The sequence below is a fragment of the Pseudomonas sp. SLFW genome (genome assembly GCF_009905615.1).
In the GTDB taxonomy this organism is placed as follows: Bacteria; Pseudomonadota; Gammaproteobacteria; order Pseudomonadales; family Pseudomonadaceae; genus Aquipseudomonas; species Aquipseudomonas bambusae.
Map to the genome: position 1 here is coordinate 398308 of NZ_JAAAKW010000005.1, position 18851 is coordinate 417158.

The following is an 18851-nucleotide window of genomic DNA, read 5'->3' on the forward strand; positions in this document are numbered from 1 at the left end:
GGCTCTGAAATGCAGAACCTCCGGGAGCGAATTCATTCGCTCACACAGGTCGGGTATGCGTTTGGTTCGTTACATCGGGCGTTTCAAATATCCGAAACCTTCACCCAACGCATCTCCTTCGCCGCCACGCGAATCGCCGTGGCCAGGCGCTCCACCTCCAGCGCCTCGGCAAAATCCGGCCCTTCATTGCCTTTGCCCGTCAGCGCTTGAATCAGCGCGAGGACTTCCAGTGTCTTCAATTCGTTGTACCCCAACTGATGCCCCGGTGCAGGGCAGAACGCTGCGTAGCCGGGTTGAGTGGGGCCCGCAAGAATTCGCTGAAATCCATCCCGCCCCGGTGCGCCTGCCCGGTACAGGCGCAGCTCATTGAGACGCTCCTGATCGAACGCCAGTGTGCCTAACGTGCCGCTGATCTCGAAACTCAGATGGTTCTTGTAGCCATGCTTGAGCCAGCTCGTGCCAAATGTACCCCGTGCGCCATTGGCGAAGCGCAGCAAGGCATAGGTCTGGTCGTCAATGGCAATGGGGCGCTGTTCCTGACTCCCTTGTGTTGCTGGCCGTTGCGCGTGGACGGTCTGCGAATCTGCGCTCACGGCTTCGACATCGCCCAACAGGTAACGCGCCATCGCCAGCAAATGGCTGCCGAGGTCCGCCAGCGCGCCACCGGCGTGGGCCTGTTCGCAGCGCCATGACCATGGCTGTTGCGGGTTACCCATGAAGTCTTCGCTGAATTCCCCCTGAAAACTGACAATCTGCCCCAGTTCGCCGCTCTGAATCATTTCGCGGGCCAAGCCGATGATCGGGTTGTGCTGGTAGTTGTAGCCGACGCGGGTCACGACCCCGGCCTTCTGCGCCGCACTGTGCATCTCGCGGGCCTGCTCCAGACTCACCGCCAGCGGCTTCTCGCAATACACCGCTTTACCGGCTTCGAGCGCGGCCATGGCCATGGGGAAATGCAGGTGGTTGGGCGTGGTGATCGCCACGAGATCGACGGCGGGGTCGCTGATCAGCTGCTGCCAGTCGGCATGGCTGCGGTCGAAGCCCCAGGACCGTGCGCACTGCTCGGCGCGGGTGGCATCGGCGTCGGCCAGTGCGGCGAGTTTGAGATTGACGGGGAGGTCGAAGGTGGTGCGGGCATTGTGAAAGGCCAGAGCGTGGGCTCGCCCCATGAAACCTGTACCGATCAAGCCTACGCCCAGATCCGGAAGCGACGATTCGCGCATGACAGCGTCCTTGAAGGAATGTTGTTGTGCGGAAAATGTATTCGCGGATGGGGTTTGATGGAATCTTTATTCCATCAAATACACCTCAGATTCGCCTCACGAGATGACCGTCTGGGAGTTCGACACTGCCGCGAATCGCCTGTTCTGACGCTCGATCAACGGGTACATGCGCCACGGATGTATCGTCTGCCCAATCCTTTCGCGAATGAATTCGCTCCCACAGGGCGTTCGATATCGCCACAAAATGTGCGGTCTGACGCGGACTTAACTGTGGGAGCGAATTCATTCGCGAAGGCGGTTCATCCGACGTAGGTGCATCGTCTGGACGACCATTCGCGAATGAATTCGCTCCCACAGAGGGATCACCGACAGATTAGAAGGTGGGTGTTCAGGACAGGAACCCGCCATCGACATTCAGCGCCACGCCCGTGGTATAGCTCGACGCATCGCTGGCCAGGTACAACACGGTCCCGGCCATCTCGCTCGGGGCAGCCACGCGCTTGAGGGGGATTTGCGCCAATGCGGTTTTCAAAATGGCGTCGTTACTCACCAGCGCCGAGGCGAACTTGGTGTCGGTCAGGCCCGGCAGCAACGCGTTGCAGCGAATCCCGAACTGCGCGCATTCCTTGGCGAAGACCTTGGTCATGTTGATCACGGCTGCCTTGGTCACCGAATAGATGCCCTGGAACACCCCCGGTGAGACCCCATTGATCGACGCCACGTTGATGATGCTGCCACCCCCGTGTTCGCGCATCAGTTTGCCCGCTTCCACCGACATGAAGAAGTAACCGCGAATGTTCACGTCCACGGTTTTCTGGAAGGCTCCGAGGTCGGTGTCCAGCACGTTGCAGAATTGCGGGTTGGTGGCCGCGTTGTTGACCAGAATGTCGAGGCGTCCGAACTCTTCACGAATGCGCGCAAAGACCCCGCTGATCTGTTCCATCTCGCCAATGTGGCAGGCAATCGCCGTGGCCTTGCCACCGTCGGCGATGATTGCGTCAGCCACGTGCTGGCAACCGTCGAGCTTGCGACTGGAGACGATGACGTGGGCGCCTTGCTGGGCCAGCAGTTTGGCGATGGCCTCGCCGATACCACGGCTGGCGCCGGACACGAAGGCGATCTTGCCGTCGAGGTCGAACAGTTGAGTCTTGGACATATTGTCTTCCTTATCCTGTCGCGAAAGGGTTAAGCGCCATCAGAGGCTAGAGCGGTCAATCACCTGCAAGGCCATGCGTTCCAGCAGCGTGTTCATGTGAATGAACTGGGCGAAACGTTTGTCCTGAGTCTGGCCGTGGAAAAACCGGTAATAGATTTGCTGGACGATGCCTGCCAGACGGAACAGCCCGTAGGTGTAGTAAAAGTCGAAGTTATCGATGCGAATCCCGGAGCGTTCGGCGTAATACGCGACGAACTGTTCCCGGGTCAGCATGCCGGGTGCATGGCTCGGCTGGCGGCGCATCAATTGGACGGGGGCGGGATCATCGGCCTGAATCCAGTACGCCAGGCTGTTGCCCAGGTCCATCAGCGGGTCGCCCAGCGTGGTCAGCTCCCAGTCGAGCACGCCGATGATCTGCATCGGGTTATCGGGGTCGAGGATGACGTTGTCGAAGCGGTAATCGTTGTGCACCAGGCTTGAGGTCGGGTGATCGGCGGGTTTCTTGTCGTCGAGCCAGCGCGCGACCTTTTCCCAGCTGGGTGCGTCCGGGGTGCGGGCCTTTTCATAGCGCTCGGCCCAGCCACGAATCTGTCGCTCGACATAGCCCTGCGGTTTGCCCAGATCGCCAAGGCCGCACGCCGTGTAATCCACCTGATGCAAGTCCACCAGTTTGTCGATGAAGCTTTTGCACAGCGCTTCGGTCTGCGCGGCATCGAAGTTCAGTTCGGCAGGCAGTTCGGCGCGCAAAATGATGCCCTTGACCCGCTCCATGACGTAGAACTCAGCGCCAATCACCGAGTCGTCGGTGCAGTGCACGTAAGCCTTGGGGCAGTAGGGAAAGGCGTCTTTGAGCTGGTTGAGAATGCGGAATTCGCGGCCCATGTCGTGGGCGCTTTTCGCCTTGTGGCCGAACGGTGGGCGACGCAAGACGAATTCCTGCTCGGGGTATTTCAGCAGGTAGGTCAGGTTGGACGCGCCACCGGGAAACTGGCTGATCTGCGCGGTGCCGCTCAGGCCCGGAATATGGGCCTTGAGGTACGGATCGATCAGCGCGGCGTCGAGTTCTTCGCCGGATCGAACCTGGGTGGACTGGTCGGTGAGCGCCATGCTTATCCCTGTTGTTTATTTTGGAGGGTCATGATCATTGACTAATCTAATGCGCGCACCGCCTGCCGGACAAGCCATGGCGGGCCTTATTGGCGAGCGTGTTACGGATCAATCAGCCGCTTTGATCCAGGTGTCCGGAAACCATGGAGCAAAAAAAACCGAAGCCCGGAAGCTTCGGTTTTCAGGATTCACATCGCAGCTCGTAGTGAAACCTGAGGTTTATGACGGGAACAGCTCGCTCAATTTCATCGCCAGCATCATGTCGCCTTCTGCGCGCAGTTTGCCGCCCATGAAGGCCTGCATGCCGTCGGTCTCGCCGCTGACGATGCCTTCCAGGGTTTCGCCGTCCATGACCAGGGTCACTTGGGCGTCAGGGTTTTCGCCTTCCTGCAGCTCGCAGGTCTTGTCCTTGACGATCAGCGAGAAGTTCTTGGTTTCGTCGATACGGAAACCGAACACCAGGTCCAGGCCCGCAGCGGCTTCCGGGTTGAACTTGGCTTTCATGGCTTGTACGGCGTCGGCTACGGAGGTCATGGGGTCATCCTTTCATATGAGTGATTGCTGGCACCTTGCGGGTGCGATTGGCCGGGCTCAGCGGTAGGTGATGAGCTCCGGCGCCTTCATCAGTTGCAGGTGCGCAAGACTGTTGAAGGAAGCCAGGGACACCTCGCGACCCCGGAATTTCAGGTGGTTGAGCGAGGTGTTGACGATTTGCCAGTTGAGTTCGAATGCCTGGGTTGCAGGTATCCGGGTGATCAGGTGGAGCAGGGCGGTGATGGTGCCGCCGGAGGTGAACACGGCGATGCGGTCGTTGTGGCTGGCGCTCTCAAGAATCCGGTCGAGGCCTGCCTTCACCTGTTCGACGAACGCCAGCCAGCTTTGCAGCGCCGGGGTGTCGTGCTCGCCGCCGAGCCAGCGACCGACGATCAGCGCAAACAGGCGCTGAAACTCAGCGCGGTTGTGCGCCGCATTGCGCATGATCTCCAACGCGTGCGGCTCATCGCTCAACATCGCGGGGAGCAGGGCGCGGATCACCGCTTCGGCGTCGAATTCGTTGAAGGCAGTATCGGTTTCCAGCGGGGGCGTGGTAAGCCCTGCGGCGTCCATTTGCGCCAGCGCCGTTTCGGCGGTGTGGCGTTGACGAAACAGGTTGCCCGATAGACAGCGATCAAACGTCAGACCCAACTGCGCCAAGTGCGCGCCGAGGACTTCGGCCTGGCGATAACCGGTCGGCGACAGAACGTCATAATCGTCCGCACCAAAGGAAGCCTGGCCATGTCGTATCAGATAGATGCTGCCCACGTCCGCGTCGTCCCGGTACGTTGAAAGTGTTGGGAGGTTATGAGGACGGTGCAGGGTCTGTCAATGAAAAAACATACGCTTGTTTGAATTGGTCGATTGTCATGATCTTTGACGGTTGCGCGACTGGCCCGGCGCAAGGCACGCCGGTATGCTGGGCTCATTCGCGATCCTGTCCCGGATCAGACGTACAGGTAAGGAGTTTCTGTGGAGTTCATGTTCGATTACGCCAGCTTTCTGGCAAAGACCGTCACAGTGGTGGTCGCGATTGTCGTGGTGCTGGTCGTCATCGCGTCCATGCGCGGGCGCGGTCGTCGTGGCGGCGGTGGTCAGTTGCACGTGACTAAGCTCAATGATTTCTACAAGGGCCTGCGCGACCGCCTTGAAGGCTCGTTGCTGGACAAGGCCCGCCTGAAGGCGCTGCGCAAGGCCCAGGCCAAAGAGCAGAAGAAGGACAAGAAACAGCCGGTGGTCAAGCCACGCGTCTATGTGCTGGATTTCGACGGTGACATCAAGGCCTCGGCCACCGAGAGCATGCGCCACGAGATCACGGCACTGTTGACCCTTGCCACCGACAAGGACGAAGTAGTGCTGCGTCTGGAAAGTGGCGGCGGCATGGTGCACAGCTACGGTCTGGCGTCGTCGCAACTGGCGCGGATTCGCCAAGCGGGCATTCCGCTGACTATCTGCATCGACAAGGTCGCGGCCAGCGGCGGTTACATGATGGCCTGTATCGGCAATCGCATCATCAGCGCGCCGTTTGCGGTGCTGGGGTCCATTGGCGTGGTGGCGCAACTGCCGAACGTCAATCGCTTGCTGAAGAAGCATGACATCGACTTCGAAGTGCTGACCGCCGGTGAATACAAACGCACGCTGACGGTGTTTGGCGAAAACACCGAGAAGGGCCGCGAAAAATTCCAGCAAGACTTGGACATTACTCACGAGCTGTTCAAGAACTTCGTCGCCAGCTACCGCCCGCAATTGCAGATCGATGAAGTGGCCACCGGTGAAGTCTGGCTGGGCATGGCCGCCAAGGATAAGCAATTGGTAGATGAATTGAAGACCAGCGACGAATACCTGGCTGACAAGGCCAAGACCGCCGACGTGTTCCATTTGCACTATGCCGAGCGCAAGAGTTTGCAGGAGCGCGTGGGCCTGGCGGCCAGCGGCTCGGTGGATCGTCTGGTGACAGGTTGGTGGAGCCGGTTGATGCAGCAGCGGTTCTGGTAAGGAAAGTTCGGGCGTTCTTTTAACCCTGTGGGAGCGAATTCATTCGCGAGAGGTCGTGATGACCGACACGTCGCTGTCGGATGTACCCTCGCATCGCGAATGAATTCGCTCCCACAGATTCTTCACATGCCTCCAGATAGGCTGCGTCTGCCCCAAAAAAAGCCCCGGCTTCTCACGAAACCGGGGCTTTTTGTTGCTCGCTTTTCAGCGTCGAATCAACGACGACGGAACAGCGGCAAAGGCTCGTCAGTGGCAGCCTGGTAGGTCACGGAGAAGTCTTTCAGGCTTTCCAGCGCCTCATACGGGTCTTTGTCCGCGCGAATGGCGAAGGCGTCGAAGCCGCAACGGCGCAGGTAGAACAGTTGATCGCGCAACACGTCGCCAATCGCCCGCAGTTCGCCCTTGAAGCCGTAGCGGTCGCGCAGCAGACGCGCATTGGAGTAGCTGCGGCCGTCGGTGAATGCCGGAAAGTTCAGGGCAATCACCTGGAACTGGCTGGCGTCCTCACCGATTTCCTCGGCTTCCTCGTCGGCGTCCAGCCACACGCCAAGGCCACCATCGCGGGCTTTGAGCGCATGGCCGTGGTCACGCCACAGCGCCAGCGGCACGATCAGGTCGTCGCAGTTGGACAGGCCGTCGAGGGTGGTGTCCTTCGGCAGCAGGTGCCAGGTCTCGTCGATGACTTCGTTGTTCTTAATGATTCGCTGCATAGACGCGCTCCTTGAAAGGGTCGATGCCGATACGCTGGTACGTGTCGATGAAACGCTCGTCTTCGTTGCGTTTTTCGACGTAGACGTTGATCAGCTTCTCGATCACGTCCGGCATGGCGTCCTGTGCGAACGACGGGCCAAGAATCTTGCCCAGGCTTGCGTCCCGGCTGGCACTGCCGCCGAGAGAAACCTGATAGAACTCTTCGCCTTTCTTGTCCACGCCCAGAATGCCGATATGGCCGACGTGGTGGTGGCCGCAGGCGTTCATGCAGCCGGAGATGTTCAGGTCCAGCTCACCGATGTCGAACAGGTAGTCGAGATCGTCAAAACGGCGCTGGATGGATTCGGCGATCGGGATCGACTTGGCGTTGGCCAGCGAGCAGAAGTCACCGCCAGGGCAGCAGATGATGTCGGTCAGCAGGCCGATGTTCGGGGTCGCGAAGCCTTGCTCACGCAGCTCGCCCCACATCGCGAACAGTTGGCTCTGCTCGACGTCGGCCAGAATCACGTTCTGCTCGTGAGAGGTGCGCAGTTGGCCGAAGCTGTAGCGGTCGGCCAGGTCGGCGATGCCGTCCAGCTGCTTGTCGGTGACGTCGCCCGGCGCCACGCCGGTGGGTTTAAGCGACAGGGTCACGGCCGCGTAGCCCGGTTTTTTATGGGCCAGCACATTACGGGTGCGCCAGCGGGCGAAACCCGGGTGCTCTTTGTCGAGCTGAGCCAGCTCCGCGCTATGGTCAGCGAGGGCCTTGTACTCGGGGTCGACGAAGTGCTTGGCGATGCGGTGCACTTCGGCTTCGGTGAGGGTGGTCTGGCCGCCGCGCAGGTGAGCCATTTCGGCCTCGACCTTTTCAGCGAAGACTTCCGGGGTCAGGGCCTTGACCAGAATCTTGATCCGGGCCTTGTACTTGTTGTCACGACGGCCATAGCGGTTGTACACACGCAGGATGGCGTCGAGGTAGCTCAACAGGTCTTGCCACGGCAGGAATTCGTTGATGAACGCACCCACCACCGGCGTACGACCGAGGCCACCACCGACCAGTACACGGAAGCCCAGCTCGCCCGCAGCGTTCTTGATCGGCTCAAGGCCAATGTCGTGCACTTCGATGGCGGCGCGGTCAGACGTCGAGCCGTTGATCGCAATCTTGAACTTGCGCGGCAGGTAGGCGAATTCCGGGTGGAAGGTCGTCCACTGACGCACGATCTCGCACCATGGGCGCGGGTCAACCAGTTCGTCAGCAGCGACGCCAGCGAATTGGTCCGTGGTGACGTTGCGCAGGCAGTTGCCGCTGGTCTGGATCGCGTGCATCTGCACGGTCGCCAGTTCGGCGAGGATGTCGGGAATGTCTTCCAGCGCGGGCCAGTTGAACTGCACGTTCTGGCGGGTGCTGATGTGCGCGTAGCCTTTGTCGTAGTCGCGGGCGATTTTCGCCAGCATCCGTGTCTGACGCGAAGTCAGTTGTCCGTAAGGCACCGCCACGCGCAGCATCGGGGCGAAGCGCTGAATGTAGAGGCCGTTTTGCAGGCGGAGCGGGCGGAACTCTTCTTCGCTGAGTTCGCCGGCCAGATAGCGGCGGGTCTGGTCGCGGAACTGCTTGACGCGGTCCTCGACGATCCGCTGATCGTACTCGTCGTATACGTACATGGTGGTCCTGTTCTCAGGCGGTTCACTGCTGTCTGGATGATCTGAGAGGCGATGCGATGCCGCCTGCATTCAGGATGTCCCGACAAATCTGCGCGCACGGTCGCGCAGCCTCAACGAGGCCGGGCGGAGGTTACCAGTTTGTGGATATGCGCAAAAGTGATGTTTGAATATAAGCAAAGAACCGAACGTGCTAAGCGCTTCGTCAGTTGCCCACAGTCCCCCTTGTGATAAGGACACGCCTCAACTTTACTCACGAGACAGCCGGGGTCAACCGTCTCCGGCGGGCTGGATCTGCAATCACCCATAAGACCGACAAGAGGCGATGCAATGAGCAACCACCACCCTAAAACTGCCAAGTCCGACAGTCATGTAGATGCCTGGGCGATTTTCTTTCTCATCGTACTCGTCGTGGGGGCCGCCGTTTTCTGGGTCAGTCACCAGTAGCGCGGACACCGGGCTGACGCGGGGTACAACTTACCCGGCCGCTGCCGATAAGGTATAAGCAGACCTGTGCAAGGTCGTCTGCATACTTTATGGCGTTGAGGCTCGGTGTCCATGATCAGGTTTTTCAGTGGCTGCCTCATTGGCGTCGTGGGCTGGCTTTGGCTGGGCGGTGCCTGGGCCGCGTCGGTTGTGTTTCTCAATCCGGGTTCGACGCCTGATCCTTACTGGAACAGCTATTCCCGATTCATGGAGGCGGCTGCCAGTCGCCTGGGCATGGACCTGACCGTCTATTACACCGATCGCGATACGCGCACCTTGCTGACCCTCGCGCGCAACGCGTTGCAGGGCAGCCCGCGTCCGGATTATCTGGTGTTTTCCAATGAGCTGAATGTGGCGCCGGAGGTGCTGCGTCTGTCCGTGGGCAGCGGCGTGAAACTGCTGGCAGTGAACAACACGTTCACAGACGACCAACTGGCCATTCTCGGCGACCTGCACAGTCGCTACCCGGATTTCCTCGGCAGTGTGGTGGCCAACGACGAGGAGGGCGGGTATCTCGTCGCCAAGCGTTTGATTGACTCGCATCCTCCGGTGCTGCCCGGCCAGACCATTGACATGCTGGCGTTTTCCGGCACCAACAGCACGCCGGTGTCGTTGCAGCGGGAGCGCGGCCTTTATCGCGCCTTGGCCGAACACCCGGAGATACGTCTTCGGCAGATCGTCCTTGGCGGCTGGCGCCGGGACCGTGCGTATGAACAGGCGCAAGTGCTGCTCAAGCGCTACCCCAACGTGCACCTCATCTGGACCGCCAGCGATCAAATGGCGTTTGGTGTCATCGATGCTGTGCGCGAGGCGGGCAAGCAGCCGGGCAAGGACATCTGGCTCGGCACCATCAACGACTCCACTGCAGCCTTGCAAGCCTTGCTGGAAGGGCGTCTGACGGTGGTGGCGGGCGGGCATTTCACGCTGGGCGGCTGGGCGCTGGTGCTGTTGAATGATTATGACCATACCGACCCCAAAACCCGTCAGGCCATCGGCTCATGGATCGTGCGCGCGATGCAGATCAGGGAGCGTCGCGACAGCGTGCACTTCATGCAGGCCAATGCCCGCGACGATTACGACATTGACGTGCGTGAGTTTGTCGGGGGTCACAGCCCGCCGAGCGTGACGTACCCCTTCGTGCGGCTGGAAACGTCCAACTGAGCGCCGCTATCAGTTCAGGGCGAAATACAGCACCAGTTGCACGATGCCCAACAACACCAACGCGAAAATCGCCGTGAATGCCACGCCCATGATCACGAAATGCGAGGGCTTGCCATGGGTAAAGTCCCGCGCTCGGTTCTTGTGGCTTTGGACGCCAAAGGCTGCCGCCATGACGCTGTGCAGCATCTGCCAGAAGGTGGGTGGTTTGGGATCTTCGGGGTGTTGAGGGGAATCGTTGGATGAGGGTTCCATGACATCCTCCTTGTATCCAAGGAGGATAGCTCACGGTCCGCGCTGCGGTATCTACGCCTTCGGCAGAAGCAGGCTTGCGCGGGAGCGACGTTACTCGTCATACCCCAAGTTCGGCGCCAGCCAGCGCTCGGTCACGCGCATTTCCTGGCCTTTGCGGGCGTTGTAGCTTTCGACCTGATCCTTGTCGACCTTGCCCACCGCAAAATACTGCGCCTGCGGGTGAGCGAAGTACCAGCCGCTGACCGCTGCCGCCGGGAACATCGCGTAGTGCTCGGTCAGGAATACACCGCTGATGCCCGGTTTACCGTCACCTTGGGTCGGGTCGAGCAGGTCGAACAGCACACCTTTCTCGGTATGGTCCGGGCACGCCGGATAACCGGGGGCAGGGCGGATGCCGACGTATTTCTCTTTGATCAGGTCTTCGTTGTCCAACTGCTCTTCAGAGGCGTAACCCCAATACTCTTTACGCACTTGCTGGTGCAGCCACTCCGCGCAGGCTTCGGCCAGACGGTCCGCCAGTGCCTTGACCATGATCGCGTTGTAGTCGTCGCCTTTGTCCTGATACGCCTTGGACACCTCTTCAGCGCCGATGCCCGCCGTGGTGATGAAACCGCCCACGTAGTCGGTCACGCCGCTGTCTTTGGGCGCTACGAAGTCGGCCAGGGAGAAGTTCGGCTTGCCGTCGGTCTTGATGATCTGCTGACGCAGGTGATGCAGCTTGGCGAGCGGCTCGCCGTTGTCGTCGAGCAACTGAATGTCGTCGTGGTCCACCTGATTCGCAGGCCAGAAACCGAACACCGCGCGGCTGCGAATCAGCTTCTCGTCAATCAGCTTGCGCAGCAGTTCCTGAGCGTCCTTGAACAGCGAGGTCGCCGCTTCACCCACGACTTCGTCGGTGAGGATGCGCGGGTATTTGCCCGCCAGGTCCCAGGAGATGAAGAACGGCGTCCAGTCGATGTAATCCACCAGCACGTTCAGGTCGATGTCTTCCAGCACCTTGACCCCGGTGAAGGTCGGCGTGTGTGGCTGGTACTCGGCCCAGTCGAACTGCGGCTTTTTGGCGATGGCCGCGCTGTAGCTCAGGCGCTCGGTACGGGCGCTGCGGGCCGAAGTGCGTTCGCGGACTTCGACGTATTCGGCGCGAGTCTTCTCGATGAAGCCGGCTTTCAGCTCCTTCGACAGCAACTGCGTCGCCACGCCAACGGCGCGTGAAGCATCGGTAACGTAAATCACGGCGTCATTGCTGTACTTCGGCTCGATCTTCACCGCCGTGTGCGCCTTGGACGTGGTCGCGCCGCCGATCATCAGCGGCAGGCTGAAGTTCTGACGCTGCATTTCACGGGCGACGTGGACCATTTCGTCCAGCGACGGGGTGATCAGGCCGGACAGGCCGATGATGTCGCACTTCTGTTCCTTGGCCACTTGCAGGATCTTTTCCGCTGGCACCATCACGCCGAGGTCGACGATGTCGTAGCCGTTACAGCCCAGCACCACCCCGACGATGTTCTTGCCGATGTCGTGCACGTCGCCTTTCACCGTGGCCATGAGAATCTTGCCTTTGGCTTCCGGCTTGTCGCCTTTTTCGGCTTCGATGAAAGGGATCAGGTGCGCGACTGCCTGCTTCATCACGCGGGCGGATTTCACCACCTGCGGCAGGAACATTTTGCCCGAGCCGAACAGGTCGCCGACCACGTTCATGCCCGCCATCAGCGGGCCTTCGATCACTTCGATGGGCCGTGCAAACGACTGGCGCGACAGCTCGGTGTCTTCGACGATGTGGGTGGTGATGCCCTTGACCAGCGCGTGCTTGAGGCGTTCGTTGACCTCCCAGCCGCGCCACTCTTCGGTTTCGGCTTCTTTCACCGAACCGTCGCCCTTGAACTCGTCGGCGATGGCCAGCAGCTTTTCAGTGCCTTCCTCATTGACGTTAAGGACCACGTTTTCCACCGCTTCACGCAGCTTGACCGGGATCTCGTCGTAGATTTCCAGCTGACCAGCGTTAACGATGCCCATGGTCAGGCCGTTGCGGATTGCGTGCAGCAGGAACACCGAGTGAATCGCCTCGCGCACCGGGTTGTTGCCCCGGAACGAGAACGACACGTTGGACACGCCACCCGAGGTCAACGCATACGGCAGCTCGTCGCGGATGTAGGCGCAGGCATTGATGAAATCGACCGCGTAGTTGTTGTGCTCTTCGATGCCGGTGGCGATGGCGAAGATGTTCGGGTCGAAGATGATGTCTTCCGGCGGGAAGCCGACTTCGTTGACCAGAATGTCGTAGGACCGTTTGCAGATTTCTTTCTTGCGCGCTTCGGTGTCGGCCTGACCGGCTTCGTCGAACGCCATCACCACCACCGCGGCGCCATAGCGCTTGCACAGCTTGGCGTGATGGATGAACTGCTCGACGCCTTCTTTCATGCTGATCGAGTTGACGATGCCCTTGCCCTGAATGCACTTCAGGCCAGCCTCGATCACTTCCCATTTCGAGGAGTCGATCATGATCGGCACGCGGGAGATGTCCGGCTCGCCTGCGATCAGGTTGAGGAAGGTCACCATGGCCTTCTTCGAGTCCAGCATGCCTTCGTCCATGTTGATGTCGATCACCTGGGCACCGGCTTCGACCTGTTGCAGCGCGACTTCGAGCGCTTCGGTGTAGTTGTCTTCACGGATCAGGCGGGCGAAACGGGCGGAACCGGTGATGTTGGTGCGCTCGCCGACGTTGACGAACAGCGAGCTGCGATCAATGGTGAACGGCTCCAGGCCCGAGAGGCGGCAGGCTTTTGGAATCTCCGGAATGACACGCGGCGGGTACTTGGACACCGCGTTGGCGATGGCCTTGATGTGCGCCGGGGTAGTGCCGCAGCAGCCGCCAACGATGTTGAGGAAACCGCTCTGGGCGAACTCTTCGACTACCTTGGCCATCTCGGCAGGCGACTCGTCGTATTCGCCGAATTCGTTTGGCAGGCCAGCGTTCGGGTGCGCGGAAACCTGGGTTTCGGCCTTGTTCGACAGTTCTTCCAGGTACGGGCGCAGTTCGCTGGCGCCCAACGCGCAGTTCAGGCCCACGGAAATCGGCTTGGCGTGGCGCACCGAGTTCCAGAACGCTTCAGTGGTCTGGCCCGACAGGGTGCGGCCCGAGGCGTCGGTGATGGTGCCGGAAATCATGATCGGCAGTTCGAAGCCGATTTCATCGAACACGCCTTGCACGGCAAAGATCGCGGCCTTGGCGTTCAGGGTGTCGAAGATGGTTTCGATGAGGATCAGGTCCGCGCCGCCTTCGATCAGGCCTTTGGTGGCCTCGGTGTAGTTCTCCACCAGTTCATCGAAGGTGACGTTGCGGTAGCCGGGGTTGTTGACGTCGGGCGACAGCGAGCAGGTGCGGCTGGTCGGGCCAAGCACGCCCGCGACGAAACGCGGCTTGTCCGGGGTTTCCAGGGTCTTGGCATCGGCGACCTTGCGGGCCAGGCGTGCGCCTTCGACGTTCAGCTCGTAGACCAGCGCTTCCATGCCGTAGTCGGCCTGGGACACTTGAGTGGCGTTGAAGGTGTTGGTTTCGAGAATGTCCGCGCCCGCGTCGAGGTATTCCTTCTCGATGGCGCCGATCACGTCCGGGCGGGTCAGGACCAGCAGGTCGTTGTTGCCCTTGACGTCGCTCGGCCAGTCAGCGAAGCGCTTGCCCCGGTAGTCTTCTTCCTCCAGCCGATAGCTCTGGATCATGGTGCCCATGCCGCCATCGAGAATCAGAATGCGTTCCTTGAGAGCTTGTTGAAGTGCTTGAAGACGCGCGTTGCGATCTGACATTGGCTTACCCGGACGAAGAAATACGAAAAAAAGGGGACGCTGAAAGGTGCGAAATAATAGCAAACCTGTACGGTTTTAAACCGTCACGGAATTTAGATGAATTCTGTTCATGTTGATGGCGGCTCGCCACGGGTAGAATCGCCGCAGGTTTTTTCTATCAGGACGTCCGTTCCATGTTGCATCGCGTGTTCGCCACGGTGTTGGCCCTTCTGTTATGCGGTGCGGCGTTCGCGCAATCACCTCTTCCGCCGTCTTCTGTTCCCCATCCCGCCATTTCCTACAGTCGGGACATTCAGCCGATCTTCACCGAGAAATGCGTGGCCTGCCATGCCTGTAACGACGCGGCCTGTCAGTTGAACCTGGGCAGCGGGGAAGGAGTGTTGCGCGGGGCGTCCAAGGTGCCCGTGTATCAGGGCGAGCGCAGTCAGGCGATTGCACCGACGCGGATTTTCTACGACGCCGAAGGCCCTGACGCCTGGCGCAAGAAAGGCTTCTATTCGGTGCTGGACGGTCAGAGCAATCAGGCGGCGTTGCTGTCGAAGATGCTCGAATTCGGCCACAGCTCGCCGCTGGTCCCCAATGCCAAGCTGCCGGACGACATCGTGCTGGGGCTTAATCGCGAGAACATGTGCCCATTGCCTCAGGAGTTCGACGGCTACGCCAAGTCGCACCCTGGGCAGGGCATGCCACTGGCGGTCACCGGTCTGAGTGACGCGCAGTACACCACGTTGCAAACCTGGCTGGCCCAGGGCGCGCCGGTCGAGCAAACCCCGGTGCAGCCGAGTGCAGGCGAGGCCGCGGAAATCACCGAGTGGGAAAACCTGTTCAACCGGCCCGGTTCGACCGAGGCGCTGGTGGCCCGCTGGCTGTACGAGCACCTGTTCCTGGCCCACGTCTATTTCACTGACGGCGAGCAGGGGCATTTCTTCCAGTGGGTGCGTTCACGGACGCCAAGCGGCCAGCCGGTGGACCTCATCGCTACCCGTCGCCCCGATGACGATCCGGGCACCACCTTCTATTACCGCCTGATGCCCATTCAGGGCGTCATCGTGCACAAAACCCACATCACCTATCCGATGGGGCCGCAGAAACTGGCGCGGGTGAAGCAGCTGTTTTACAGCGGCGACTGGCACGCCACGCAGCTGCCGGGCTACGGGCCTCAGCGCCGGGCCAACCCCTTCGACACGTTCAAGGAAATCCCGGCCGTGGCGCGTTACCAGTTCATGCTGGATAACGCCGAATACTTCGTGCGCACCTTCATTCGCGGGCCTGTCTGTCGGGGTCAGATCGCCACCGACGTGATTCGCGACCATTTCTGGGCGCTGTTCCAGGAACCGGCCCATGACCGCTACATCACCGACGCGGTGTATCGCGGCAAGGCCACGCCGTTGCTGGCGATGCCGGGGCAGAACGACGACGTCGGCAGCGTGTTGAGCCTGTGGCACGACTACCGCAACAAGCGCAACGCCTATGAAGACCTGCGCAGCGACGCCTACGCGCACATGCCGCCACCGGGCTGGGCGACGCTGTGGGCGGGCAACGACAATGCCTTGCTCACGATTTTCCGTCACTTCGACAGCGCCACCGTTAACAAGGGCCTCATCGGCGACCTGCCGACCACGGTCTGGCTGTTCGACTACCCGCTGCTGGAGCGCACCTATTACCAGTTGGTGGTCAACTTCGACGTCTACGGCAACGTGTCCCATCAGGTGCAGACCCGTCTGTACTTCGATCTGATCCGCAACGGTGCCGAGGTTAACTTCCTGCGTCTGATGCCGGCCGACAAGCGCGACGACATTCTCGGCAGTTGGTATCAGGACAGCGGCAAAGTGAAGATGTGGCTGGATTATCAGGCCATCGACGACGACACGCCGACCGGCCTGAAGCTGGACGAAAAAGACCCCAAGCGCGACTTCGAACGCAAGCTGATCGAGCGGGCAGGGACGTTGAACGCTGCCCCTGATCCGATCAACCGCTGCACCGGCGCGTATTGCTCGCGTCCGGGTGTAGGGCCGGTGTTCAGCGATGTGGAGCAGTCGTTGAGCCGCTTGGTGTCGCGCCCGGCGGCCGGGTTGCGGGTCATTGATCAACTGCCGGAAGCGACGATGCTGCGGATTCAGGACGGAAACGGCAAACGCGTCGTCTACAGCCTGCTGCGCAACCGCGCCCACAGCAACGTCGCGTTCCTGCTCGGCGAAGCGTACCGCTACCAGCCGGGGCTGGACACGCTGACGATCTACCCGGGTGTGTTGAGCAGCTACCCGAATTTCATCTTCAACATCCCGGCCAACGAAGTGAACGCGTTCGTCGACGCAATGGAGCAGGCCCGCGAGCACAAGGCAGCTTTCGAGAAGATCGTCGAGCGGTGGGGCGTGCGCCGCAGCCATCCGCTGTTCTGGACCTACTTCCATGACCTGGACCGCTACATTCAGGAGACCGAACCGCGTGAGGCGGGGGTGTTGGACATGAACCGGTATGAGAATCTGTAAACGGCTTCATTGACTGGCCACGTCCTCCTGTAGGAGCCGGCTTGCTGGCGAAGGCGTCGTGTCAGGGTTGAATGCATCCGCTGACACACCGCCTTCGCCAGCAAGCCGGCTCCTACACTTTTTTGCGCCATCCGAACGCGCTGCGTCACCCCATTTCCGTTGAGTGAAACCCGAAAACCCTTATAAAACATGGCCTGCAGCCATTATGCAGCCCGTCAGTCCTGCCGAACCTTTTTGCAAAACACGCAGTCGGACCCCGTAAGCCGTTCCTTCATCGTGGGCATTTTTGATGTCCAGGGGCGTGGGTCAAACCCGAGCAAGCAAGAGGTTACAGATGTTGATTTCGGTTCAAGCCCTGCGGGCACTCGCCGCGTGGGTCGTTGTGTGTCACCACTTCATGCAGATTTTTTTCGACTTTCATCCCAGCGGCCCGGTCGGCCGGTTTTTCACTGAAAAAGGCGCTGTCGGCGTCGACATCTTCTTCGTGATCAGCGGTCTGGTGATTTACCTCTCGACGGTGGACAAAGACATTCCCGTCCGCCGCTTCATGCTCAACCGCATCATTCGCATCGTCCCTGCTTATTGGCTCTACACCCTGGTCATGGGTCTGCTCGTGGTGGTCGCGCATCCGCTGCTGCCGCACCAGGTGGTCGATTGGCAAAGCTTCATTCTGTCGCTGATGTTCATCCCCTCGGAAAACCCCGGCGGCTACGGGCTTTACCCGACGCTGAACGTCGGCTGGACGCTGAATTACGAGATGCTGTTCTACGTGCTGTTTTCGATGGTCTTCCTGTTCCAGCAGCGTTTGCGTCCGCTGATCATCGCCGCCGCGCTGTTTGCCGTGACCGACGTGCTGGGCCGCTCCGGCCTGATCAGCCGGTTCTACGCGAACGACATTGTGTACGAATTCCTGCTCGGGATCGGCATTGGCGTCATCTACCGCCGTGGCTGGATCACCGAACGTCTGTGGTTGCCATTGATGGCGATTGGCGGGGCGCTGCTGACGATCAAGCAGTTGCCACCGGACGTGCGCATCATCAATTGGGGCCTGCCGAGCGCGGTCATCGTTGTGGCGTGCATTTCCCTCGAACCCTACCTGCGCGGCAGTCGTTTGCTGAAAACCATGGGCGATTGTTCGTATTCGGTGTACCTGCTGCACGTGCTGGTGCTGTACGGCGGCTGGCTGGCGACCGAGCGTTTCGGGCTGAACCCGTACGCAGCGTTTGCGGTGTGCGTGCCGGTCATCGCGTTGGGTGCGTGGCTCAGTTACGAGTGGATCGAGAAGGGCTTGTATCGCCGCATGAAGGGCTGGCTGGACAGTCGCCGGGCGCTCAAGGAGGCGGCTGCGTTGTCGTGAAGGCCGGCGTGACGGCCGGGATGAAAATGGCTCGCAGGTGCATTACCTGACCGATTTACTAGGACTTTGTCAGTTGCCGTGGAATGGCGTAAACTCCGTCCCACGTCTGCGAGGAATTTTCATGACCGCTATTACTATTACCGATGCCGCCCACGATTACCTGGCCGATCTGCTGCAAAAGCAGAACACCCCCGGCATCGGCATCCGCGTGTTTATTACCCAGCCTGGCACCCAATACGCTGAAACCTGCATCGCCTACTGCAAGCCGGGCGAAGAGAAGCCAGAAGACAAGGCCATTGGCCTCAAGAGCTTCACGGCGTGGATCGACTCGTTCAGCGAAGCGTTTCTGGACGACGCGGTGGTCGATTATGCGACCGACCGCATGGGTGGCCAGCTGACGATCAAGGCGCCGAATGCGAAGGTGCCGATGGTCAATGCTGACAGTCCGATCAACGAGCGCATCAATTATTACTTGCAGACGGAGATCAATCCGGGCCTGGCGAGTCATGGCGGGCAGGTTACGCTGATTGATGTGGTTGAGGAAGATGAGGCAAACATTGCTGTGTTGCAGTTCGGTGGCGGTTGCCAGGGCTGTGGGCAGGCGGATGTGACGTTGAAGGAAGGGATTGAGCGTACGTTGCTGGAGCGGATTCCCGAGTTGTCGGGTGTGCGTGATGTGACGGACCATACTCAGAAAGAGAATGCTTACTACTGAGTGGTCTTCGCGGTAGTCAGAAGCCCCGATTTGGTCGGGGCTTTTTTATGCGTGGCGTTTGGGGGATTGGGGTTTGGGTACGGTAAGGGCGAGTGTGTTGTGTGCTTGGGTATGGGGGCATATCCGGTTTTTCCGTCGGGGCTGGCTGAGGTTCCGCCCTTACGGCGGGTCACTTTTTCCAAGAGCGGTCTGTGTCAACGTAGTTGTCGCTTCAGATCTCAAGCAG

Annotated in this window: 14 protein-coding genes; 5 read left to right on the forward strand and 9 right to left on the reverse strand. The window is 60.2% G+C overall.

What is annotated here, in order from left to right:
- Positions 1–83: 83 nt before the first annotated feature.
- The 5 genes from GVN17_RS12310 to GVN17_RS12330 all read right to left on the reverse strand — a co-directional run bounded on the left by GVN17_RS12310 (position 84) and on the right by GVN17_RS12330 (position 4788).
- A complete protein-coding gene (locus GVN17_RS12310; protein WP_166595526.1) occupies positions 84–1223 on the reverse strand; it encodes a Gfo/Idh/MocA family protein in 1140 nt (379 codons plus the stop codon).
- A 388-nt stretch (positions 1224–1611) separates the two neighbouring features.
- Positions 1612–2379: an SDR family oxidoreductase gene (locus GVN17_RS12315; RefSeq protein ID WP_166595527.1), complete on the reverse strand. Its 768-nt coding sequence runs from the start codon at positions 2377–2379 to the stop codon at positions 1612–1614.
- Between the two features lie 39 nt (positions 2380–2418).
- A complete protein-coding gene (locus GVN17_RS12320) occupies positions 2419–3486 on the reverse strand; it encodes a phosphotransferase family protein (protein ID WP_166595528.1) in 1068 nt (355 codons plus the stop codon).
- Positions 3487–3705: 219 nt separating this feature from the next.
- The gene (locus GVN17_RS12325) at positions 3706–4020 is read right to left on the reverse strand and encodes an SCP2 sterol-binding domain-containing protein (RefSeq protein ID WP_166595529.1); all 315 of its coding nucleotides are present in this window, start codon (positions 4018–4020) and stop codon (positions 3706–3708) included.
- Positions 4021–4077: 57 nt separating this feature from the next.
- Positions 4078–4788, reverse strand: coding sequence for a histidine phosphatase family protein (locus GVN17_RS12330; protein ID WP_166595530.1), 711 nt, complete (start codon positions 4786–4788; stop codon positions 4078–4080).
- Positions 4789–4992: 204 nt separating this feature from the next.
- On the opposite strand from GVN17_RS12330, the gene sohB reads away from it, so the two are divergent.
- A complete protein-coding gene (gene sohB / locus GVN17_RS12335) occupies positions 4993–6015 on the forward strand; it encodes a protease SohB (RefSeq protein ID WP_166595531.1) in 1023 nt (340 codons plus the stop codon).
- Positions 6016–6230: 215 nt separating this feature from the next.
- On the opposite strand, the gene GVN17_RS12340 is transcribed toward sohB, so the two are convergent.
- Positions 6231–6725 carry a DUF934 domain-containing protein gene (locus GVN17_RS12340; protein ID WP_166595532.1) on the reverse strand — a complete coding sequence of 165 codons (495 nt, stop codon included), beginning with the start codon at positions 6723–6725 and terminating at the stop codon, positions 6231–6233.
- Positions 6709–8367, reverse strand: a complete 1659-nt coding sequence (locus tag GVN17_RS12345; RefSeq protein ID WP_166595533.1) for a nitrite/sulfite reductase — start codon at positions 8365–8367, stop codon at positions 6709–6711. Before GVN17_RS12345 ends, GVN17_RS12340 begins: the two co-directional genes overlap by 17 nt.
- 555 nt (positions 8368–8922) lie before the next feature.
- On the opposite strand from GVN17_RS12345, the gene GVN17_RS12350 reads away from it, so the two are divergent.
- Positions 8923–10011: an ABC transporter substrate-binding protein gene (locus GVN17_RS12350; protein WP_166595534.1), complete on the forward strand. Its 1089-nt coding sequence runs from the start codon at positions 8923–8925 to the stop codon at positions 10009–10011.
- 9 nt (positions 10012–10020) lie between these two features.
- Here GVN17_RS12350 and GVN17_RS12355 read toward each other — a convergent pair whose 3' ends face one another.
- Positions 10021–10263 carry a DUF2970 domain-containing protein gene (locus GVN17_RS12355; RefSeq protein WP_166595535.1) on the reverse strand — a complete coding sequence of 81 codons (243 nt, stop codon included), beginning with the start codon at positions 10261–10263 and terminating at the stop codon, positions 10021–10023.
- A 90-nt stretch (positions 10264–10353) separates the two neighbouring features.
- The gene (gene metH / locus GVN17_RS12360; protein WP_166595536.1) at positions 10354–14064 is read right to left on the reverse strand and encodes a methionine synthase; all 3711 of its coding nucleotides are present in this window, start codon (positions 14062–14064) and stop codon (positions 10354–10356) included.
- Positions 14065–14237: 173 nt separating this feature from the next.
- Here metH and GVN17_RS12365 point away from each other — a divergent pair, with 173 nt between their 5' ends.
- The 3 genes from GVN17_RS12365 to nfuA all read left to right on the forward strand — a co-directional run bounded on the left by GVN17_RS12365 (position 14238) and on the right by nfuA (position 18625).
- Entirely contained in the window at positions 14238–16553 is a 2316-nt protein-coding gene (locus tag GVN17_RS12365; protein ID WP_166595537.1) for a fatty acid cis/trans isomerase, read from the forward strand.
- A gap of 334 nt (positions 16554–16887) precedes the next feature.
- A complete protein-coding gene (locus tag GVN17_RS12370) occupies positions 16888–17910 on the forward strand; it encodes an acyltransferase (protein ID WP_166595538.1) in 1023 nt (340 codons plus the stop codon).
- Positions 17911–18031: 121 nt separating this feature from the next.
- Positions 18032–18625 carry a Fe-S biogenesis protein NfuA gene (nfuA, locus tag GVN17_RS12375; RefSeq protein WP_120126365.1) on the forward strand — a complete coding sequence of 198 codons (594 nt, stop codon included), beginning with the start codon at positions 18032–18034 and terminating at the stop codon, positions 18623–18625.
- Positions 18626–18851: the final 226 nt, after the last annotated feature.